We start from the raw sequence: 19,953 nt of genomic DNA, 5'->3' as shown, positions 1-19,953 counted from the left end.
AAGGGAAACCCGGCCGCAGCGAACCCCGCCCGCCGCTCACGGCTCCAGCGACGCGCTGATTCCCCAGGTCATGGCGAACCGCTCCCCCGGCGGCAGCCAGCGGAGCCCGTCGCCGCTGTTGAAGGCGTTGGCCGGGCCGGTCATCGGCTCGATCGCCACGGCCCTGGTCCGGCCCGGGAACTCGGTGGTGACGAAGACGTGGACGTAGCCGCAGTTCCGGTCCTGCCAGAGGCTCACGCTCCGGCCGTCCGGCGCGGTCAGCGTATGGCGGGCCACGCCGGCGTCGAACTCCAGATCCGTGTAGGCGGAATCAACGTCGAGTTCGGCAACCAGCCGCCCGCCGCGGAGGTCAAAGTCGCCGCCCACCGGTTCCGTGCGGCGCGGGATCAGCCGCTCGTCCGTCACGAGCCGCGTGGCGGCCCGGACAGTGACCGTCAGCTCCTCGCTGGGCAGCTCCCCCAGCCGGAGGTAGGGGTGGGCGCCGAGGACAAACGGGGCCGGTTCCGAGGAGTCGTTGATCAGCAGTTGCCGGACCACCAGGCCCAGGTCCTCGGCCAGTTCGTAGCGCACGCGGTGCCGCAGCAGGAAGGGGTAGCCGTGCTGCGGGAACACAGCCGCTTCGAGGGTCACCGAGAATTCCGACTCGTCGACAAGTTCATAGGAGGCGTTGCGCAGCAGCCCGTGGCTGGCGTTGTTGCGGGAGGCCTCGGTGACGTCCAGCTGCTGCTTTTTGCCGTTGAGGTACCAGATGCCGTCCTCCACGCGGTTTGCCCACGGCGCCAGGGTGATGCCGGCGGCACCCGGCGAAATCTCCGCGTCCCCATAGCTTTCGGTCAGCTGCGTGCCGCCGCGGCTGTACAGCCTCAGCCCGGCGGCAAGTTCGGTGACCACAGCGAGGGCGTCGCCGCGCCGCAGCTCATACTGCCGGCCCGTGGCGTAGCGCCGGGCGGACGCGTCTGGGCCGGGACCGTCGAGGCCGGGACCGTCGGGGCCGCCGCTGCGGCGGTCGGTGGCAGGGAAATCCGGGGATGCGGGTGGCAGCAGGTTCATGGTCACCACCGTACCCAGCCGCACGCCGCGGCGTATACCGTGGAGCCATGACCCGCATTTCCCGGCCGGCCATCGCCGGCGGCCCGGCATGACCCTCACCCTCGACGCCGGGCAACTGGCGGCCCGGTTCGGTTCCGTCTTCGGCTCGGCGCCGGACGGGGTGTGGCAGGCACCGGGGCGCGTCAACCTGATGGGCGAGCATACCGACTACAACGAGGGCTTCGTGCTGCCGTTTGCGATCGACCGGACCGCGCGGGTGGCGGTCCGCCTGCGTCCGGACTCCGCGGTCCGGCTGCTGTCCACCTTCGGCAACCAGGGTCTGACGACGGCGGACGCCGGATCCCTCGTGGGCGGCACGGCGAAGGGGTGGACCAAATACCCGCTGGGTGTCCTCTGGGCGCTTCAGCAGCGTGGCCTGCCCGTGCGCGGGCTGGACCTGCTGCTGGACTCCGATGTGCCCCGCGGCGCCGGACTGTCCTCGTCCCATGCGATCGAATGCGCGGTCATTTCAGCACTCAACGAGCTCACCGGGGCGGGGCTGGACACGCAGGAGATGGTCCTGGCCACGCAGCGTGCGGAGAATGACTTCGTCGGGGCCCCCACCGGCATCATGGACCAATCCGCGTCCCTGCGCGGCGCGGCCGGGCACGCCCTTTTCCTCGACTGCCGCGACCAGAGCGTCCGGCTGGTGCCGTTCGACGCCGAAAGCGCCGGACTGGTGATGCTCGTGATAGACACCAAGGTGTCGCATTCCCACGCCGCCGGCGGATATGCCGCCCGGCGTGCCTCCTGCGAACTGGGTGCCGCGGCCCTCGGCGTCCGGGCCCTGCGCGACGTCGGGCCCGGCGACCTGGAGGGGGCGGGCGGCCGGCTGGACCCGGTGACCTTCCGCCGTGTGCGGCACGTCGTGACGGAAAATGAGCGGGTCCGCCAGACCGTCGCACTCCTTGACAGCACCGGCCCGGGGGCAATCGGCCCGCTGCTGGACGCCTCCCATGCCTCGATGCGGGACGACTTCGAGATCTCCTGTCCGGAGCTGGACCTCGCCGTCGTGGCCGCCCGCTCAGCCGGGGCGGTCGGCGCCCGGATGACCGGCGGCGGTTTCGGCGGCTCCGCCATCGCGCTCATCCCGGCCACGGCCGAGCAGCCGGTGCGGGCCGCCGTCGAACGCGGCTTCGCGGCGGCGGGATACCCGGCGCCGGCCATCTTCCGCGTCCGCCCCGCGGCCGGGGCGGTGCGCCTGGCATAGCCGGAGCGTAGGCTGGCCCCATGCCAGAAGCCGTCATCGTTTCCACCGCCAGAAGCCCGATCGGCCGTGCCTTCAAAGGCTCGCTGAAGGACGAACGGCCCGACGATCTCGCCGCGGCCATGGTGGCCGCGGCGCTGGCCCGGATCCCGTCCTTCGACGCGGCGGACACGGCCGGCCGGGGCCTGGACGACCTGTACCTGGGCTGCGCCGAGCCCAGCGGCGAAGCGGGCTCCAACATGGCCAGGGTAGTGACCATCCTGGCCGGGCTGGACGACGTCCCGGGAGCCACCATCAACCGGTTCTGCGCGTCCAGCCTGCAAACCCTCCGGATGGCCTTCCACGCCATCAAAGCCGGCGAAGGGCACGCGTTTGTCGCGGCGGGTGTGGAGGCCGTGTCCCGCTACCGCGACTGGGCCGGCGCCGGCGAGACGGACGCCAGCACCCACAACCCGCTTTTCGACGCCGCCCGGCAGCGCACGGCAGCCCGGGCCGCGTCCAATACGCCGTGGACGGACCCGCGGCTGGGCGGCCGGATGCCGGACATCTACATCGCCATGGGCCAGACCGCGGAAAACGTCGCGACCAGCTTCGGTATCAGCCGGGCAGACCAGGACGCCTGGGCGGTGCTGAGCCAAAACCGCGCCGAAGCAGCCATCGCGTCCGGGTTTTACGCCCGCGAGATCACGCCCTACACCCGCCGGGACGGCACCGTGATCGATCGGGACGATTCCCCGCGGGCCGGGGTGACGCTCGAGTCGGTGGGCGCGCTGCAGCCGGTCTTCCGGGCCCGGGGCACCGTCACCGCCGGCAACGCCTGCCCGCTGAATGACGGGGCGGCCGCCGTCGTGGTGATGAGCGACGCGCGGGCCCGCGAACTCGGGCTGGAGCCGCTGGCGCGGATCGTCTCCACCGGCGTCAGCGCCCTCTCCCCCGAACTCATGGGCATGGGCCCCGTCGAGGCGAGCCGCCGGGCACTGGAGCTGGCGGGACTGGGGATCGGGGATATCGATCTGGTGGAACTCAATGAGGCCTTCGCAGTGCAGGTCGTCGCCAGCGCCAGGGAACTCGGAATCGACCCCGGCAGGCTCAACGTGCATGGCGGTGCCATCGCGCTGGGGCACCCCTTTGGCATGACCGGAGCCCGGCTGGTCACGACCCTGCTCAACGGCCTCCGGGAACACGATGCCAGCGTTGGCCTGGCGACGCTGTGCGTGGGCGGCGGCCAGGGCATGGCGGTGGTGCTCGAGCGGCTCAGCTGAGCCGCCCCGCGCCACGGCCGTCCATGCACAGACGCAGGAGGAGCCCCGCCGTTGCGGCGGGGCTCCTCGTTATTTCTTTCCCGGTAAGCGGCGGTGTTAGTCGCTGCCACGCAGGATGGCCAGCAGCCGGATGATCTCTACGTAGAGCCACACCAGCGTCACGGTCAGGCCGAACGCCGCGGTCCAGGAGAAGCGCTGCGGGGCGCCGGCCCGGACACCGGCTTCGATGCTGGTGAAGTCCATGATCAGGGAGAAGGCGGCGAGGCCGATCGCGAGCAGGCCGATGAAGACACCCAGCGGGATCCCGAAGATCTCCACGCTTGTGCGCAGGCCGAACGGGGAATCAACAGCGCCGGTCCACATCATGACCATGTTGATCAGCGCGAAGACGGCGTAGCCGATCATGGCGATCATGAAGAACCGCATGGCCTTCGGGGTGGCCCGGACCTTGCCGCTCTTGAAGAGCACGAGGGTCACGGCGAAGACAGACAGAGTGCCGATCACAGCCTGCAGGCCGACGCCCGGGTATATGGCGTCGAGGATCCGGGTGAGGCCGCCGAGGAAAAGACCCTCAAGCGCGGCGTAGGCCAGGATAAGAGCCGGCGAGGGCTGCTTCTTGAAGGTGTTGACGAGGGCGAGGACGAAGCCGCCCAGCGCGCCGACGATCATCAGCATGTACGCCAGGCCCTCTGCCACCACGAGGGTGACGGCGGCACCGGCGACAACGGCGACGAGGCAGGCCGCGGTCTTCATGATGACATCGTCAAAGGTCATGCGTCCGGTGTCGGCAGGTCCGGCAGCCGGCCGGTTGTACATGTCCTGAAGCTGGTTCTGGGTCATCCCCTGCTGGGCAGGGTTCCAGCCGGTCTGGGCCTGGCCGTACTGGGCCTGGCCGTACTGGGGCTGGCCGTAGCTGTTCTGGCCGTAAGCCTGCGGGGCAGGCGGTGCCTGGGTTGCTCCACGGAAGTTCTTTCCGTTGAAGACGGGGTTTCCGCCATGTGCCATTGCGGGTGTCCTCCAATAAAAGGGCGTGAGTGCTGAACGGTACGTGTCTGGTGACAACACGCTACCAATTTCAACACCTGACGGGCAGGGTTAGTTCCCCGCCCGCACCTGCCGCAACCCAACCGTGACCTCCCGGCCACGTTCCCGGGCCCCGCACCATGCGGCGCGGACCGACTGTTTAGGCATACTCAGGAACAACAAAAGTTTACTTTAGCTCCGGTAAATCACTAGCCTATCCGGGCTTCACGGTTGTTATCCGATCGCGACGTTCTCCCTGCTCGCGACAGCATTCATTGCCTCTGGCGGGCTGTAACATGGGCCAAACAGGGTGACGGATATCACAAGCTCCACAGCTCCACCGCATCGCCCGAGGCACGACGTCTCGTCACCCTGACCGTTCGCAGTGGTTGCAAGGGCGCACCCACACCACCCCCATGTGGAGGTTTCATTTTGAGAAGCACACCGAGAGGCCTGTCGCAGCGACGGCGCGGCAGATTGCTGAAAGCTGTGGGGGCTGTTTTTGCCGCCGTGGCCGCGCTACTGCTGATCCTCGCGCCGGCGTCACAGGCCACGAGCCCCTCGCCGACACCATCCCCGTCGGCCACCACGTTCCAGAACAGCATCAGCGGATTCCTGCGCGGCGATGACCGCGCGCCGATCCCTGACGTCACCATCACTGCCAAGAGCGGGGACTTCACCGGAACCACCAAGTCCGGCGCCAACGGCGCCTGGACCATCGGAGTGCCCACCCAGGGGACCTACGTGGTCGAGCTTGATGAGTCCACCCTTCCGGAGGGCATCAAACTCGCCGACGGCCAGGAAAACCCCCGCGAAGTCACCTTCAGCCAGACGTCCAACCTCTCGGTGATTTTCGCCTTCGGCGAAGGCATCGTCGTCCAGCAACAGGACTTCGGCCAGAACCTGATCAACCGGCTCGTAGCAGGCCTCAGCTTCGGCCTCCTGCTCGCCCTCGCCTCCGTCGGTTTGTCGCTGATCTTCGGCACCACCGGCCTGACCAACTTCGCCCACGGCGAGATGGTGACCCTCGGCGCAGTCCTGGTCTTTGCCTTCAACGCCATGAACCTCCCGTTCTGGCTGGCCATCCTGCTCGCCATAGTCGGCGGAGGATTGTTCGGCTATGTCCAGGACGCCGGCCTGTGGAAGCCGCTCCGGCGCCGCGGAACCGGCCTGGTGCCGATGATGATCGTCAGCATCGGCCTCGCACTGGCCGTCCGCTACATCATCCAGTTCTTCTTCGGCGGCGCCACCCAGCAGCTGCCGTTCGCCCAGAGCGTGGAAATCGTGATCGGCCCGATCTCTATCTCCCCGAACAACCTCTTGTCCCTGATCATCAGCGCCGTCGTCATCGCCCTCCTCGGCATCGTCCTGCTCAAGACCCGCCTCGGCAAGGCCACCCGCGCCGTGGCCGACAACCCGGCGCTGGCCGCAGCCTCCGGCATCGACGTCGACTCCGTCATCCGGATCGTCTGGGTGGTCGGCGGCATGCTCGCCGCCCTCGGCGGCATCCTCTGGGCCTACTACCGGCCCGGCGTCACCTTCGACATGGGCTCGCAGATCCTGCTGCTCATCTTCGCCAGCGTCACCCTCGGCGGCCTCGGCACAGTCTGGGGTGCCTTGATCGGATCCCTCATCGTCGGCATCTTCGTGGAGCTGACCACCGTGTTCGGCCTCGCCGCCGACCTCAAGTACGTGGGAGCACTGTTCATCATGATTATTGTCCTTCTGATTCGGCCCCAAGGTATCTTGGGCCGGCGCGAGCGCGTGGGATAGGAGACAGCCATGGACTTCGGATTCATATTTTCCAGCGCTGCCGGTGAACTGTTCAGCCCCACAACGGCGGCCTATGCCCTGGCCACCCTCGGCCTCGCGGTTCACTTCGGCTACACCGGCCTGCTGAACTTCGGCCAGGCCGGCTTTATGGCGGTGGGGGCCTACGGCTTCGCCATCTCCACCCTGACGTTCGGCGTTCCGTTCTTCGTCGGTCTGCTGATCGCGGTGGTCTGCTCGGCCATCTTCGCTTTGCTGCTGGGTATCCCCACCCTCCGGCTGCGGGCCGACTATCTGGCCATCGTCACGATCGCGGCGGCGGAAATCGTGCGCTACATCGTCACCACCAACCAGCTGACCGCCATCACAGGTTCGGCCAACGGCCTCGCCGCGTTCGAGGGTGACTTCTACGCCATGAATCCGTTCCCTCCGGGTTCCTACATGGGAATGAACAACCGCGACTTCTTCATCAGGGTCGTGGCCTGGGCTGTTGTGGCCCTGTTCTGCACCCTGGTGTGGCTGCTGATGCGCAGCCCGTGGGGCCGTGTCCTCAAGGGCATCCGAGAAGATGAGAACGCCGTCCGCTCGCTCGGCAAGAACGTGTACGCCTATAAGATGCAGGCCCTCATCATCGGTGGTGTGCTCGGCGCCCTGGCGGGCATGATCTTCACCCTCCCCCGCGGCGCGGTCCAGCCGGCGAACTACGGCACCGAGCTGACGTTCTTCCTCTACACCTGCCTGCTGCTCGGCGGCCTCGGCACGGTGCTGGGGCCCGTCGTCGGCGCCATGATCTTCTGGGTCGTGCTGTCCCTCACACAAGGCATCCTCTACGGCCTGATCGAATCCGGCGCCATCACCTGGCTGAACACTGTCCAGGCCGGCCAGCTGCGTTACATCCTGGTGGGTGTCGCGCTGATGCTGCTGATGATCTTCAGGCCCCAGGGTGTCCTCGGCAATAAGAAGGAGCTGGCGTTCGCATGAGCACGCAGAGCGAAGAACCCCGCACGTCCGAAGAAATTGACTACATGACGGACACACGGCCGATCGCCGTCGGCGAGGCCGTTCCCGGCTGCAAGAAGCGCGACCCGATCGTGGTGGCGGAAAACGTCACCCGCAGCTTCGGCGGCATCAACGCCGTCGACGTCGAGTACCTCGAGATCCCGCGGCACAAGATCACGGCACTGATCGGCCCCAACGGCGCCGGCAAGACCACGTTGTTCAACCTGCTCACGGGCTTCGACACCCCGAACTCGGGTACATGGCAGTTCGAGGGCAACAACATCGCCGGCGTCTCCTCGTACAAGGTTGCCCGGATGGGCATGGTGCGCACGTTCCAGCTCACCAAGGTCATGGGCAAGCTCACCGTTTTGGAGAACATGCGCCTCGGCGCCTCCAGTCAGTCCGGCGAACGGCTGTCCAAGGCCCTGTTCAAGGGCATCTGGGGCGGCCAGGAAAAGAAGATCACCGCAGAAGCCGACGTGCTGCTGGCGAAGTTCAAGCTGGACGCCAAGAAGGACGACTACGCGGCGTCGCTGTCCGGCGGGCAGCGCAAGCTGCTGGAAATGGCCCGCTCCCTTATGGTGCGGCCCAAGCTGGTCATGCTCGACGAGCCGATGGCCGGCGTCAACCCGGCGCTGACGCAGTCTCTGCTGGACCACATCAAGAACCTCAAGGCCGAGGGCATGACCGTCTTGTTCGTCGAGCACGACATGAACATGGTCCGCCACATCGCCGACTGGGTGGTCGTGATGGCAGAAGGCAAGATCGTGGCCGAAGGGCCTCCCGCCGACGTCATGAAGAACCCCGCCGTGATCGACGCCTACCTCGGCGCCCACCACGACGTGGATCTCGGCGACGCGGAGGGCATCAAGGAACTGGCCGCGGAGCTGGTCGCCGACGAGGAATCGATTGTCGGCACTGAAAACGCCGGCATCATCTCCGCCGACGTCCTCGCCACTGAGGCGGAGGAAGCGGCGACGAACGGGACGACGCGTGGCCGCCGCAGCGCCGGCGAGCCGAACCGCACCGAAGAGCCGAACCGCACAGAGAAGGATACAGAATGAGCGCCACCAGCGCGGCACGGGCCGCCCAGCCCGCCTTCGACGGCGACTCGGTCGTGAAGGTCACCGATCTGGTGGCCGGCTACATCCCCGGCGTCAATATCCTCAACGGCTGCAGCATCGAAGCCCGCAAGGGTGAGCTGATCGGCATCATCGGCCCCAACGGCGCCGGCAAGTCCACGCTGTTGAAGGCCATGTTCGGCCTGGTCAAAGTCCACTCCGGCTCGGTGGTGGTCCGCGGGCAGGACATCACCGGGCTCAAGGCCAACAAGCTCGTCAGCAAGGGTGTCGGCTTCGTGCCGCAGAACAACAACGTGTTCGCCGCCCTGACCATCGAGGAAAACCTGCAGATGGGCATGTTCCAGCGGCCCAAGGACTTCGCCGAACGGTTCGACTTCGTCACCGAACTGTTCCCGGAGCTCGGCAAGCGGCGCGCGCAGCGGGCCGGCTCGCTCTCCGGCGGCGAACGCCAGATGGTTGCGATGGGACGGGCCCTCATGATGGATCCGGCCGTGCTGCTGCTCGACGAGCCCTCCGCCGGCCTCTCCCCGGTCAAGCAGGATGAGACCTTCCTGCGGGTCCACGAGATCAACCGCGCAGGTGTCTCGGTCATCATGGTCGAGCAGAACGCCCGGCGTTGCCTGCAGATCTGTGACCGCGGCTACGTCCTGGACCAGGGCAAGGACGCGTACACCGGCACCGGCCGGGAGCTCATGAAGGACCCCAAGGTCATCCAGCTGTATCTGGGCACCCTGGCGGATACGGTCGAGTAGCTCCCCCGCACTACCGGAACAGCAGGGCCGTCACCAGCCGGTGGCGGCCCTGCTGCGTGCCCGGCCTGCTTCCATGGGGCATGCCCACCGGACTCCCCCGGCAGAACGACGACGGCGTCACCCGGCGCAGGGTTTTGGCCTGGCCACCGGGACGCGGGGCCGGATTCCCGTCGTCGGCCACCGGGGCGCGGCCCAATAGCCTGCCGCACGTGACGCCCAGACCCGACGCGGCGCCGCACATGACGCCCAGGCCCTGACGCGGCGCCGCACGCAAAAGACCCCCGTCCGGGGACGGGGGTCTCGTGTAGCTAGGGTGCTGCCGGCTTAGAGCTTGCCGAACTCTTCCTTGGATGCCTTGTAGGTGTTGTCATCCTGGAACTCGTAGATCCCGATGTAGGCTTCCGTCGGGTCACCGGCGTCGGAGAACGATACGGGGCCGGACTGGCCGTCGTAGTCGATGTCCTTGCCGTTGCGGAGCAGGGCGATGCAGGACGGGAAGTCGCTGCACTTTTCGCCGGATTCGGAGACTGCCTTGAGCTGGGTGGCGATGTCGACGCCCTTGGTGCTCTTGGCGGCTTCGGAGGCCAGCGCGATCAGGTTCACGGCGTCGTAGGACTCGCCTGCGTAGCTGTAGTCCTTCAGCGCGGGATCGATGGCGAGGAGCTTCTTCTTGAAGTCCTCCTTGGCGAAGGTACCCGGGATGGTGCCCTGGGCGCCCTTCAGCGTGCCTGCCTGGAAGTCCTTGCTGTAGTCGGACATGTTGCCGTCCACCATGAACATCTGGGTGGGCTTGACGCCCTTGCCGGTCATCAGCGGCACGATGCTCTTGGCCTGGTCGAAGGTGATCAGGGCGATGGCATCCGGCTTCGCGGCGATGACCTTGTCAACCTGGCTGCTGAACTGGGAATCGCCTTCGTTGAAGAGTTCCTCTGCAACGACCTTGCCGCCCGCTGCCTCAAACGCCGACTTCACGTTCTTCGCGAGGCCCGTTCCGTAGGCGTCGTTCAGTACGATCATGCCAACGGTCTGGGCGCCGCAGGTGGCCATGTAGTTGCCGAGGACTTTGCCCTGGAGCACGTCCGAGGGGGCGGTGCGCCAGTAGAGGCCCTTGTCGTCCCACGCGGTGAAGTCCGGCGAGGTGTTGGCCGGGGAGAACTGGACAACGCCTGCACCGGTGATCTGGTTGATCACGGTCTTGGAAACACCTGAGGATGCGGCACCGACAATGGCTCCGACACCCTGGCCCAGCAATGCCGTCGTGGACTGCGTGGCGATGTCGGTCTTGGTGTCACCGGAGTCGCGGTGGATGACCTCCACCGGCTTGCCGAGCACACCGCCGGCGTCGTTGATTTCCTTGATGCCGAGGTTGACACCGGCGATTTCGGGCGGGCCGAGGAAGGCCAGCGACCCGGTGGTCGGCAGCAGCGAGCCGATCTTCAGCGGGGTGTCAGTGGTGGTGCTGGAAGCCGGGATCGTACCGGCGTTGCTGGCGGCTGTGGTGCCCTGCCCGGCACCTGCGCTCGGCGCCGGGCAGGCGATGCCTGCGGCGTTGGCGGACGCGGATCCGGTTCCGGTCGTCGTCGGGGTGGACGAGCCACCACATGCCGTAGCCAGAAGGGCGACGCCGATGCTGAGCGCGGTCAGCTTAGCGACGCGGGGTGCCACCTGGGGGAGTGAAGTCATTTACAATCTCCTCGATCTAAAGGTGCGAACGGCCTTTGATGCGAAAGATCAGGTGTTCCTGATTTAACTTCAAGCTAGTGCAATTCCGGCCCGATCCAAAGTGACTACGGTCACATCCTTATAACACTCGTTGCATAGAGGAAATCTGCCCGCCGGGCCGGCGGACACCACGAAGTGTGCCCCAGGTGGGACTCGAACCCACAACACGCGGATTTTAAGTCCGCTGCCTCTGCCAATTGGGCTACTGGGGCGCCCGGTCCATGGTATCCCGTCGGGGCGCCGGCTACGCGCTGCCGAACGGCCCGGCGTACTGGAAGATTCCGCTCACGCCGCCCGGCCAGACGGCCAGGGGAAGCAGCTGGAAGTGCAGGCCCCAGGCCGGGTCAGGGGCCTCGACGCCGAGGGACGTCGATGCTACGAAGCCGAACCGCGAGTAGTACCCGGGATCCCCCAGCAGAGCGATGCCGCGTTCCCCCGCGGCGTTGGCGCGCGCAATCGTTTCCTTCATCAGCGCGCTGCCGATGCCGTGGCGCTGCAGGCGCGGCACCACACCGATGGGTCCGAGGCCCAGCAGCTCCAGCTCCCCCACCCGGCCGCGGGTGCTGATCACGTGCCCGACGATCTTCCCGTCCAGCTCCGCGACGATGCTGAAGTCCGGCAGGTATTCCTCGCAGTCAAAGAGCGCAGCCAGGAGCGGCACCTCTTCGGGCTCGCCCTCGACCGGCTGCCCGGTGACCGGGGAGACGGCAAAGGCCGCGGCGGTCAGGGCGAGGAGGGCGGGCCGGTCCGCGGGCTGTTCGCCGCGCAGCACCAGCTCCGGGGCGGGCTTGTGGTCCCCGTGCTCCGCGGCCAGCTCGTGCAGCACCTCGAGCGCCCGGTCGGCGTCCGCGACCGGGACCAGGAGGTGGTCGTGGTGGAACCCTGCGAGGACATTGCAGCTGATTTTGGCCTCAGTGAGGGCGGCGCTGACGGCTGCGGTCAGGCCGACAGCTTCGAGCGGAGAGTGCACCTGGAGGGTGATCCAGGCGCCGACAAAGTCGTATCTCAGGCCAAGGCTGTCCGCTTCAGTCCGCGGCAACACGACCGTCAGCCCCTCGGCTTCGCGGACGGCGGCCGCGATGGCCCCGGCGAGGGGCCGGCCGTGCGGCCAGAGCACGTAGACGAACTCGCCGGCCCGGATTTCCGGGTGCAGTGTGGCCAGCAGGGTGTGGAGGTCCTTTTCAGCGGTCATTGTGCCAGTCTAGGCTCGGCGGCTTAACGCCGACGGCGGCCGCTCCCCCGGCAGGGGAACAGCCGCCGTCGAAGACTGCTGCGGGCTACTTGGAGTCAGCCGGGACTGCTTGCCTGGCTGCCGCCGTGCTGGACTCCGCTGCCGGCTTCGAAGCCGGAGCCGCGGGCGCCGCGGGAGCTGCCGGAGCCGCAGCCGGCTTCGGGGCCGGCGCCGCGGCGGCCACGAAGGCGCCGCGCGGGTTGTCCAGGTCGATCAGCTGCGTGGTGTCGCGGCCCATGAAGAAGGCCAGGATCCAGCCGAAGATGACCCGGATCTTGCGTTCCACGGTCGGCATGGCCAGGCCGTGGTAGCCGCGGTGTGCCAGCCAGGCCAGCGGGCCCTTGAGGCCGATGCGGCCCAGCAGGTTGATGTTGGCCACACCCTTCCACTCGCCGAAACCGGCGACGGCGCCAAGGTTCTTGTGCTTGTAGTCCTTGAGCGGCTTGTCCCAGCGGGAGGCCCACAGGTTCTTGGCGAGGAGCTTGGCCTGGCGCAGCGCATGCTGGGCGTTCGGGACGCAGGTGCCGTCCGGCAGGCCGTTGCCCGTGAGGTCCGGAACCGCCGCAACGTCGCCGGCAGACCAGGCGTTGTCGATGATGCCTTCGTCGCCGGCGATGCGCAGGTCCGCGAGGACACGGACGCGGCCGCGCGGCTCGAGCGGGAAGTCGGTGGAGCGGACCATCGGGTTGGCCTGCACACCGGCAGTCCAGACCAGGGTGTCGGCCTGGAATTCCTGGGCCGGGGTCTTGTCCGGCAGGTTGATCAGCTTCAGGGAGCCTTCGGCGCTGTCCAGCGAGGTGTTGAGCAGGACCTCGATGCCGCGGCTGCGCAGGTGCTCCACGACCCATTCGGCCTGGCTGGCGGTGACCTCGGGCATGATGCGGCCCATGGCCTCAACCAGGACGAAGCGGACTTCCTCCTGCTTGACGCGGGGGTTGTTCTTGACCGCAGCGCGGGCGAGGTCTTCCATTTCGGTGATGCACTCGATGCCGGCGAAGCCGCCGCCGACCACCACGAAGGTCAGGGCGCGGGCGCGCTCGGCCGGATCAGTCATGAGCGACCCGGCTTCGATCCGGTCGAGGACCTTGTTGCGCAGGGCAACGGCCTCCTCGATGGTCTTGAGTCCAATGCCCTTGTCCGCGAGTCCCTTGATCGGGAACGTCCGGGTGATCGCGCCCGCGGCCACCACGACGTCGAAGTAGGGGAGCTCGAAGTTCTCGCCGCCGTCGGCCGGGGCAACGACGGCTGTGCGGTTTACGTGGTCGATCGAGGTGACGCGGCCCTGGATCAGTTCGGTCTGCTTGAGGTGCTGGCGGTGCGAGACGACGGCGTGGCGTGCCTCGATGTTGCCGCCGGCAACTTCGGGAAGGAAGGGCTGGTAGGTCATGTAGGGCAGGGGATCAACGACCGTGACGATGCCACCGGCATTCGCGATCTTCTTCTGCAGTTTGAGGGCTACGTACAGGCCGACGTACCCGCCGCCGACGACGAGTACCCGGGGACGGTCCTGGAGCTGAGGGGAGGATGCCATTCCCCAAGAATACAGTACTTTGTGAAAAACTTCACTAACTAGGGTTTTCCGCCGGAATTCACCGAATCCCGCACTCCGGCGTCCGGATTCCGGGGGCCGTCGGGGCCTTCCGCTGAGGCCAGGCGGGCCGCACGGCGGAGCTGGAAGACGGCGGCGCCGAGGATGCACAGGAACAATCCGCCGAAGCCCAGCACCACCAGGGCCGGCACGGCCCCGTCCAGCTCTGACGGGGGCTCCGCGACCGGGACGGTGGCCTCGGGCAGGGTGGGTGCCGCGCTGGAGGGGGTCGCCGCGGCGGCGGCCGGCGACGTGGCCAGGTTTCCCCGCCGGTGCACCCGGATCCAGTCAGAAATCGACCCCAGCGGATTGGTCCGGGTTTCGGCCACGTCCGCTTTGAGTGCGGCCTCGGCGTCGAGCACCCCGAAACCGTAGAGTGGGTCCTTCCCCGGGGCGCCGGCGTCCTTCGCGGTGCTGACGATCCTGTTGACGACCTGGCTGGCCGTCATTTCCGGCCATTTGGAACGGATCAGGGCAGCGACGCCGGCCACAATCGGCGTGGCGCCCGAGGTGCCTGCCCAGTCCGCGTAGCCGCCGCCGGGCATCCCGCCGATCAGGTTTTCGGCCGGGGCCGCGACGCCGATGCTGATGCCCTGGGAGGAGGAATCGATGCTGGCGGTTCCGTTGCGGTCCAGCCCGGCGACGGTCAGCACGCCGGGGATGGTGGCCGGGGCTCCGACCTGGATGTTGCCTCCCCCGCGGTTGCCCGCGGCGGCGACGATCACCACGTCCTTCTGCTCGGCGTAGAGGAAGGCAGCGTCCCAGCTCTGCGGCCATTCCGGTGAGGTGCTGCCGAGGGAGATGTTGATGACGCGGGCGCCGTTGTCGACGGCCCAGCGGACGGCCTGGGGTATCTGGTCCTGGTCGCTCTTGCCGCCGGGGTTGGCCGAGCCGAGCCAGGTGGAGACGGACAGCAGCTGGGCCTCCGGTGCCACCCCGACGATCCCGTCCGGGCCGGCGCCCGGGCCGGCGGAGGGCCCGGCACTGGGACTGGGCGTTGCCGTCGCATCGGCGGGCTGGTGGCCGCGGCCGGCCAGCATGGTGGCGACGAGGGTTCCGTGCTCGGGCTTCGCTCCGATGCTTTTCTGGCCGTCCGGGCTGCCGGCGCCGGAGACGTCGACGCCGCCGGCCAGCACTCCGGCGAGGTCAGGGTGCTGGCCGTCCACGCCGCTGTCGATCACGGCGACCTTGACGTTGGCGCCCTTGGATACTTCCCAGGCTTTGGTGATGCCGGATTCGGCGAGCCAGTATTCCTTGTCGCGCCATGCGTCGGCGTGCGCCGCCGGGGCGGCGGTCACGCCGGCGGCCAGGGTGCCGCCTGCCAGGGCCAAGGCCATCAACGCGGAGGCGGTCCGGCGGCGCCGGGCTGTTGCTCTGGTCATTTTAGGTCCTATCGGCGGGACAGCTGGGGTGCTGCGGATCGGTGGCGCTGCGGAACGCCGGGAGGGATCCGGGCGGGAATTTCGGGGCGCCGGCCGGCGGGGCGTCCGGCGGCCACCCGGTCCGGGCGGCCTGCGGCCTAGCTGATACTCAGGGCAATTCCGTCAAGAATATCGTGTTCGCTCGTGACGGCCGTCGTGACCCTGAGGCCGGTGTCCCGGGCCAGCCGGTCCAGGACCCGCCGCCAGACCAGGGCCCCCGCCCCGATCACATCCACCCGGCCCGGGTGCATGTACGGCAGGGCGGCCCGTTCCGCGTGGGACATCGCCAGCAGCTCGGAGCAGGCCCGGCGCACGTCCTCCAGAGGCAGTTCGGTGCCGTGGATCGCCGCGGCGGAGTACTCCGGCAAGTGGAGCGCGTGGGCGGTGATGGTGGTGATGGAACCGGCCACCCCGACGACGGCGGTACTGCGCTCCAGCGGGACGGTCCGGGCCGCGGCGTCGATGGCCGCATCGACGTCCGCCTCGGCGGCGGCGATCTGTTCGGCTGTCGGCGGGTCGCTGCGCAGGTGGCGTTCGGTCATCCGGACACAGCCGATGTCGACGGATTTGGCGGCGATGACGCCGTCGGCGTTGCCCAGGACGAACTCGGTGCTGCCGCCGCCGAGGTCGACCACGAGGACCGGGTCCGCACCGCGGGAGGGCAGCACACTGCTCGCCCCGGCGAAGGACAGTGCGGCTTCCTCGTCCCCCGTGATGACTTCGGGTTCGACGCCGAGGAGCTCGCGGATACCGTCGACAAAGTCCTGCCGGTTGCGGGCGTCACGGGTGGCGGAGGTCGCGACGAAGCGGACCTTGGTGGCCCCGTGCCGGCGGATCTGGCCGGCGTAGTCCGCGGCGGCGGCGAAGGTCCGGTCCAGCGCCTCCTGGGCGAGTTCGCCGGTGGCGTCCACCCCCTGGCCGAGCCGGACCACGCGCATTTCGCGCACGACGTCGGCGAGCCGGGGGGCGGCGCCGTCCGCGGCCACATCGGCGATGAGCAGGCGGATCGAGTTGGTGCCGCAGTCGACGGCGGCCACGCGGGTCACTGGCCGGCTCCGCTGGTGTGGCCGGGATCGTCGGTGTGCGTCTTCCGGACCGGGGCCGGCCGGCCCACGATCTCCGGAAGTCCCTGCGGGCCGTGCCGGCTGAGGTCCTTCGACGGGGCCTCGCCGCCGGTGTCCCAGGCGCCGTCGCAGTAGCAGCGGTCCTTCGTCCACCATTCGCCGATGGCCGCGAGGGCCGCGTCGCCGAGCGGGTTCACTCCCGGTCCGGCGGCGAGCGAATGGCCCACCAGGACGTGCAGGCATTTGACGCGGGTGGGCATGCCGCCCGCGGAGATCCCGGCAATTTCCGGTACCGCTCCGATGCCGGATCTGGCCCCGATCTCCGCACGGGAGGCCAGGTAGGCCTCGTGCGCGGCGCGGTATTCTGCCGCCAGTGCCGGGTCGGCTCCGAGCCGTTCGTTCATCTCGGTCATCAGGCCCGCCGCTTCCAGCCGCGACACCGCCGAGGTGATGACCGGGTGCGTCAGGTAGAAGGTCGTGGGGAAAGGTGTGCCGTTGCTCAGCCGCGGCGACGTGGCCGCGACCAGCGGGTTACCGCAGACGCAGCGGGCGGGGATTTCGACGACGTCGCGCACCGGGCGTCCCAGCTGCCGGCTCAGGACATCGAGGTCGCGGGGCGAGGGCCGGCGGGATTCCTCCGCGGAGCGGGCCGTCTCCGGGGTGCCCGGGTTCACTGCCGTCAGGTTCTCGTCCACTCGGTTCTCGTCCACGGGGCGGCACCTTCCTGCCCTGTCTGGCTTGTCCGGCGGACAATCCTGCGGCGGGCGCCGCGTCTTAGTCTGTTGCCGAGCGACGGATGGACTCCCAGAGGGAGTCCACCCAGGGCAGCTCGGCCGGGTCTTGTTGTGATCCTGCACCGGCCGCGCCACCGGAGGCTCCGGCCGGCAGATCGCTGCCGAAGACCCAGTAGCCCGTCTCGCCGGGCATAACCATGTTAATGCGGTCGCGGGCCTGCTGCTTCACGTAGTTGGGATCCTGCCACCGGGAGACCTGGCGGCGCAGATCGTCCTGCTGGGACTCTTTGGCCGAGATGTCGGCCTCCAGCGCGGCGATTTCGGCGCGCTTTTCGAAGAAAATCTTGACCGTGGGAGCCAGCATGATGGTGATGGCAATCATGACAACGAACAATGCCAGCATGCGGCCGGAGAACGCCTTGGCGGGAACCGGGTCGATGTGCCCGTCCGCCGCCGCGGTGTGGCCCATGGACGGTTTGGCCGTGCCGGACGCCCCAGTGCCGGACGCCGGAGTGCCTGACGCCGGAGTGTTCTTGCCGGCAGCGGCCGGTGCTGTTGCGGCCTTGCCGCCGTGGGACGGGGCCGTGTGGGACGGCGCCGCGTGGGGCGGGGCATCCCGGGAAGCGCCGAAATCAGCCCGGATGACGTCGCCGCCGTCGCCGGTGTCCGGAGACTTCGGGGCCGCAGGCGTGGCCCGGGGAACCTTGGGTCGGCGGGTAGCCATGTCACTCCTGTAATGCCAGGTTCGCACCCGGCTGGCTTGCTGCGTTCAGTGCTGATCCCCGTGGCCGGGGCAGGGCACCGGCACGGAGCCGCCTGGGCGGCCTCGGCACGCGCCAAAAAGGAGGTGCCAAAAAGGAACCGGTGGCCATGGTCTTTCCACCATAGCCACCGGTTCGCGGTTCCTGCTGTTACTAGCCGTTGAAACGCGGGAAGGCGCTGCGGCCGGCGTAGCGTGCGGCGTCGTCGAGTTCCTCTTCGATGCGCAGCAGCTGGTTGTACTTGGCAACGCGCTCGGAACGGGCCGGGGCACCGGTCTTGATCTGGCCCGCGTTGGTGGCAACGGAGATGTCAGCGATCGTGGTGTCCTCGGTCTCGCCGGAGCGGTGTGAGGTGATGGTCGTGTAACCCGCGCGCTGGGCGAGGGAGACGGCATCCAGGGTTTCGGTCAGGGAACCGATCTGGTTGACCTTCACGAGCAGCGAGTTGGCGGTCTTCGACTCGATGCCGGTCTGCAGGCGCTCCGGGTTCGTGACGAAGAGATCATCGCCAACAATCTGGACCTTGTCGCCGATGGCGTCGGTGAGGGTCTTCCAGCCCTCCCAGTCGTTTTCGTCCAGCGGGTCCTCGATGGACACCAGCGGGTAGTCGGCCACGAGCTCGGCGTAGTAGGCGCTCATCTCGGAGGAGCTGAGCGACTTGCCTTCGAACTGGTAGGCGCCGTCCTTGAAGAACTCGGAGGAGGCGACGTCCAGGGCGAGGGCGATGTCCTGGCCCGGGGTGTAGCCGGCGTTCCGGATGGCTTCCTGGATGAGGTCCAGGGCCGCGCGGTTGGACGGCAGGTTCGGCGCGAAGCCGCCTTCGTCGCCGAGGCCGGTGGACAGGCCCTTGGCCTGCAGGACGGCCTTGAGCGCGTGGTAGACCTCGACGCCCCAGCGCAGGCCTTCGGAAAAGGTCTCTGCGCCCAGCGGGACAACCATGAATTCCTGGATGTCGACGTCGGAGTCCGCGTGCGAGCCGCCGTTGAGGATGTTCATCAGCGGTACGGGCAGGACGTGGGCGTTCGGTCCGCCGAGGTACTTGTAGAGCGGCAGGTCGGCGGAGGCAGCGGCCGCGTTGGCGACGGCCAGGGACACGCCCAGGATGGCGTTGGCGCCGAGCTTGCTCTTGTTGGCGGTTCCGTCCAGGTCGATCATCGACTGGTCGATGCTGCGCTGGTCCGTGGCGTCGAAACCGATCAGGGCCGGGGCGATCTGGTCGATGACCGCGTCGACGGCCTTCTGGACGCCTTTGCCCAGGTAACGGCCCTTGTCGCCGTCGCGGAGTTCAACGGCTTCGTGCTCGCCGGTGGAGGCTCCGGAGGGAACAGCCGCGCGGCCGATCTGGCCGTCCGAGAGCAGGACTTCAACTTCTACGGTGGGGTTGCCACGGGAATCGAGGATCTCGCGGGCGTGGATGGCATCGATAAGCGCCATGGATAGGCTCCTTTGGGTGAAGCGATTTGCTGGGAATCTGATGGGAAATCAGGCTGGGATCATGCTGACAAACCGACGTCCCCGTCGCGACCCAGCCTAGTCCAGAGTGGGACAGGTTACAGAAACCTATCCCGTACCGGACGTCATTTTTGGCGGATCACGGGGACGACGCCGGCGCCTGGCTCGACTGGAAGCGGCGGTTGGCGCCGCGCAGGGCGCGTTCGGCATCGAGCCCCCGGGCCCGGGCGGCAGCGGCGACCGCGAAAAGCAGGTCCCCGAGGTCCTCTTCCGAGGACGGGACGTCGACCGGCACGGTGGACGCCGGAAGTCCTGCGCGTTCGGCGCGGTCCAGGAGCTTTTGGGCCCGCGCCAGCGCCGGCAGCGCGGCGGGGACGCCCGCGAGGGGACCCTGGTGGCCGGTGGGCGGGAGCCCGGAGTGCAGGACCTGCTCCGAGCGCTTGACGGCGTCCCATTTCTGCACGATTTCCTCCACCGTCGCCGGAAAGGACTCCTGCAGTGACCCGTCGGGTCGGAACACGTGCGGGTTGCGCCGGATCATCTTGGCGGTGAGGCCGCGGGCGACGTCGTCGAGGTCGAAGGCGCTGCGCTCCTGGGCGAGCCGGGCATGGAGGACCACCTGGAGCAGGACGTCGCCCAGTTCGGCTTTCAAATCCGCGTCGCCGCCGGCCGTTTCAATGGTCTCCGCCACCTCGTAGGCCTCCTCCAGGAGGTACTCCACGAGGGATTCGTGGGTGAGGGCACCCATCCAGGGGCAGTGGGCGCGCAGCTCAGCGATGCAGCTGACCAGCGCGCC

Annotated in this window: 17 protein-coding genes and 1 tRNA gene; 6 read left to right on the top strand and 12 right to left on the bottom strand. The window is 68.3% G+C overall.

Annotated elements, in window-relative coordinates:
• Positions 1–36 precede the first annotated feature (36 nt).
• Positions 37–1,050: an aldose 1-epimerase family protein gene (locus J2X01_RS02575; RefSeq protein ID WP_310050352.1), complete on the bottom strand. Its 1,014-nt coding sequence runs from the start codon at positions 1,048–1,050 to the stop codon at positions 37–39.
• A gap of 88 nt (positions 1,051–1,138) precedes the next feature.
• Between J2X01_RS02575 and galK the strand changes: the two genes are divergently transcribed.
• Together galK and J2X01_RS02565 are read left to right on the top strand one after the other, a co-directional pair.
• On the top strand, positions 1,139–2,299 hold the full coding sequence (galK, locus tag J2X01_RS02570) for a galactokinase (RefSeq protein ID WP_310050350.1): 1,161 nt from the start codon (positions 1,139–1,141) through the stop codon (positions 2,297–2,299).
• A gap of 20 nt (positions 2,300–2,319) precedes the next feature.
• Positions 2,320–3,558: an acetyl-CoA C-acetyltransferase gene (locus J2X01_RS02565; protein WP_310050349.1), complete on the top strand. Its 1,239-nt coding sequence runs from the start codon at positions 2,320–2,322 to the stop codon at positions 3,556–3,558.
• A 96-nt stretch (positions 3,559–3,654) separates the two neighbouring features.
• On the opposite strand, the gene J2X01_RS02560 is transcribed toward J2X01_RS02565, so the two are convergent.
• The gene (locus tag J2X01_RS02560; RefSeq protein WP_310050348.1) at positions 3,655–4,563 is read right to left on the bottom strand and encodes a Bax inhibitor-1/YccA family membrane protein; all 909 of its coding nucleotides are present in this window, start codon (positions 4,561–4,563) and stop codon (positions 3,655–3,657) included.
• 507 nt (positions 4,564–5,070) lie between these two features.
• Here J2X01_RS02560 and J2X01_RS02555 point away from each other — a divergent pair.
• From J2X01_RS02555 to J2X01_RS02540, 4 genes are read left to right on the top strand one after another with little or no spacing between them, the layout of a single operon-like run.
• Positions 5,071–6,354 carry a branched-chain amino acid ABC transporter permease gene (locus tag J2X01_RS02555; RefSeq protein ID WP_310050347.1) on the top strand — a complete coding sequence of 428 codons (1,284 nt, stop codon included), beginning with the start codon at positions 5,071–5,073 and terminating at the stop codon, positions 6,352–6,354.
• Between the two features lie 9 nt (positions 6,355–6,363).
• Positions 6,364–7,332, top strand: coding sequence for a branched-chain amino acid ABC transporter permease (locus J2X01_RS02550; RefSeq protein ID WP_310050346.1), 969 nt, complete (start codon positions 6,364–6,366; stop codon positions 7,330–7,332).
• Positions 7,329–8,414, top strand: a complete 1,086-nt coding sequence (locus tag J2X01_RS02545; protein WP_310050344.1) for an ABC transporter ATP-binding protein — start codon at positions 7,329–7,331, stop codon at positions 8,412–8,414. The genes J2X01_RS02550 and J2X01_RS02545 overlap by 4 nt, the downstream gene beginning before the upstream one ends.
• Positions 8,411–9,184: an ABC transporter ATP-binding protein gene (locus J2X01_RS02540; RefSeq protein ID WP_310050343.1), complete on the top strand. Its 774-nt coding sequence runs from the start codon at positions 8,411–8,413 to the stop codon at positions 9,182–9,184. Before J2X01_RS02545 ends, J2X01_RS02540 begins: the two co-directional genes overlap by 4 nt.
• A gap of 324 nt (positions 9,185–9,508) precedes the next feature.
• Here J2X01_RS02540 and J2X01_RS02535 read toward each other — a convergent pair whose 3' ends face one another.
• From J2X01_RS02535 to J2X01_RS02490, 10 genes are all read right to left on the bottom strand, one after another.
• Entirely contained in the window at positions 9,509–10,867 is a 1,359-nt protein-coding gene (locus J2X01_RS02535; protein WP_310050342.1) for an ABC transporter substrate-binding protein, read from the bottom strand.
• A gap of 177 nt (positions 10,868–11,044) precedes the next feature.
• Positions 11,045–11,118 (bottom strand) — tRNA-Leu (locus tag J2X01_RS02530).
• Positions 11,119–11,150: 32 nt separating this feature from the next.
• On the bottom strand, positions 11,151–12,098 hold the full coding sequence (locus J2X01_RS02525; protein ID WP_310050341.1) for an N-acetyltransferase: 948 nt from the start codon (positions 12,096–12,098) through the stop codon (positions 11,151–11,153).
• Positions 12,099–12,183: 85 nt separating this feature from the next.
• Positions 12,184–13,668 (bottom strand): NAD(P)/FAD-dependent oxidoreductase, encoded by a 1,485-nt coding sequence (locus tag J2X01_RS02520; RefSeq protein ID WP_310050340.1) that lies wholly within the window; start codon positions 13,666–13,668, stop codon positions 12,184–12,186.
• A gap of 38 nt (positions 13,669–13,706) precedes the next feature.
• Positions 13,707–15,107, bottom strand: a complete 1,401-nt coding sequence (locus J2X01_RS02515; RefSeq protein ID WP_310050339.1) for a S8 family serine peptidase — start codon at positions 15,105–15,107, stop codon at positions 13,707–13,709.
• Between the two features lie 137 nt (positions 15,108–15,244).
• Positions 15,245–16,192, bottom strand: a complete 948-nt coding sequence (locus tag J2X01_RS02510) for a Ppx/GppA phosphatase family protein (protein WP_310050337.1) — start codon at positions 16,190–16,192, stop codon at positions 15,245–15,247.
• Positions 16,189–16,920, bottom strand: a complete 732-nt coding sequence (locus J2X01_RS02505) for a DUF501 domain-containing protein (protein WP_374724914.1) — start codon at positions 16,918–16,920, stop codon at positions 16,189–16,191. The genes J2X01_RS02510 and J2X01_RS02505 overlap by 4 nt, the downstream gene beginning before the upstream one ends.
• A gap of 64 nt (positions 16,921–16,984) precedes the next feature.
• The gene (locus J2X01_RS02500) at positions 16,985–17,668 is read right to left on the bottom strand and encodes an FtsB family cell division protein (RefSeq protein ID WP_310050335.1); all 684 of its coding nucleotides are present in this window, start codon (positions 17,666–17,668) and stop codon (positions 16,985–16,987) included.
• Between the two features lie 190 nt (positions 17,669–17,858).
• Positions 17,859–19,139 (bottom strand): phosphopyruvate hydratase, encoded by a 1,281-nt coding sequence (gene eno, locus J2X01_RS02495; RefSeq protein ID WP_310050334.1) that lies wholly within the window; start codon positions 19,137–19,139, stop codon positions 17,859–17,861.
• 157 nt (positions 19,140–19,296) lie between these two features.
• Positions 19,297–19,905: a MazG nucleotide pyrophosphohydrolase domain-containing protein gene (locus J2X01_RS02490; RefSeq protein WP_310050892.1), complete on the bottom strand. Its 609-nt coding sequence runs from the start codon at positions 19,903–19,905 to the stop codon at positions 19,297–19,299.
• Positions 19,906–19,953 lie beyond the last annotated feature (48 nt).

It is taken from the genome of Arthrobacter ginsengisoli, assembly GCF_031456935.1.
GTDB lineage: Bacteria > Actinomycetota > Actinomycetes > Actinomycetales > Micrococcaceae > Arthrobacter > Arthrobacter ginsengisoli.
The sequence above is the reverse complement of the archived record's forward strand: the minus strand, read 5'-3'. Positions and strand labels throughout refer to the sequence as shown.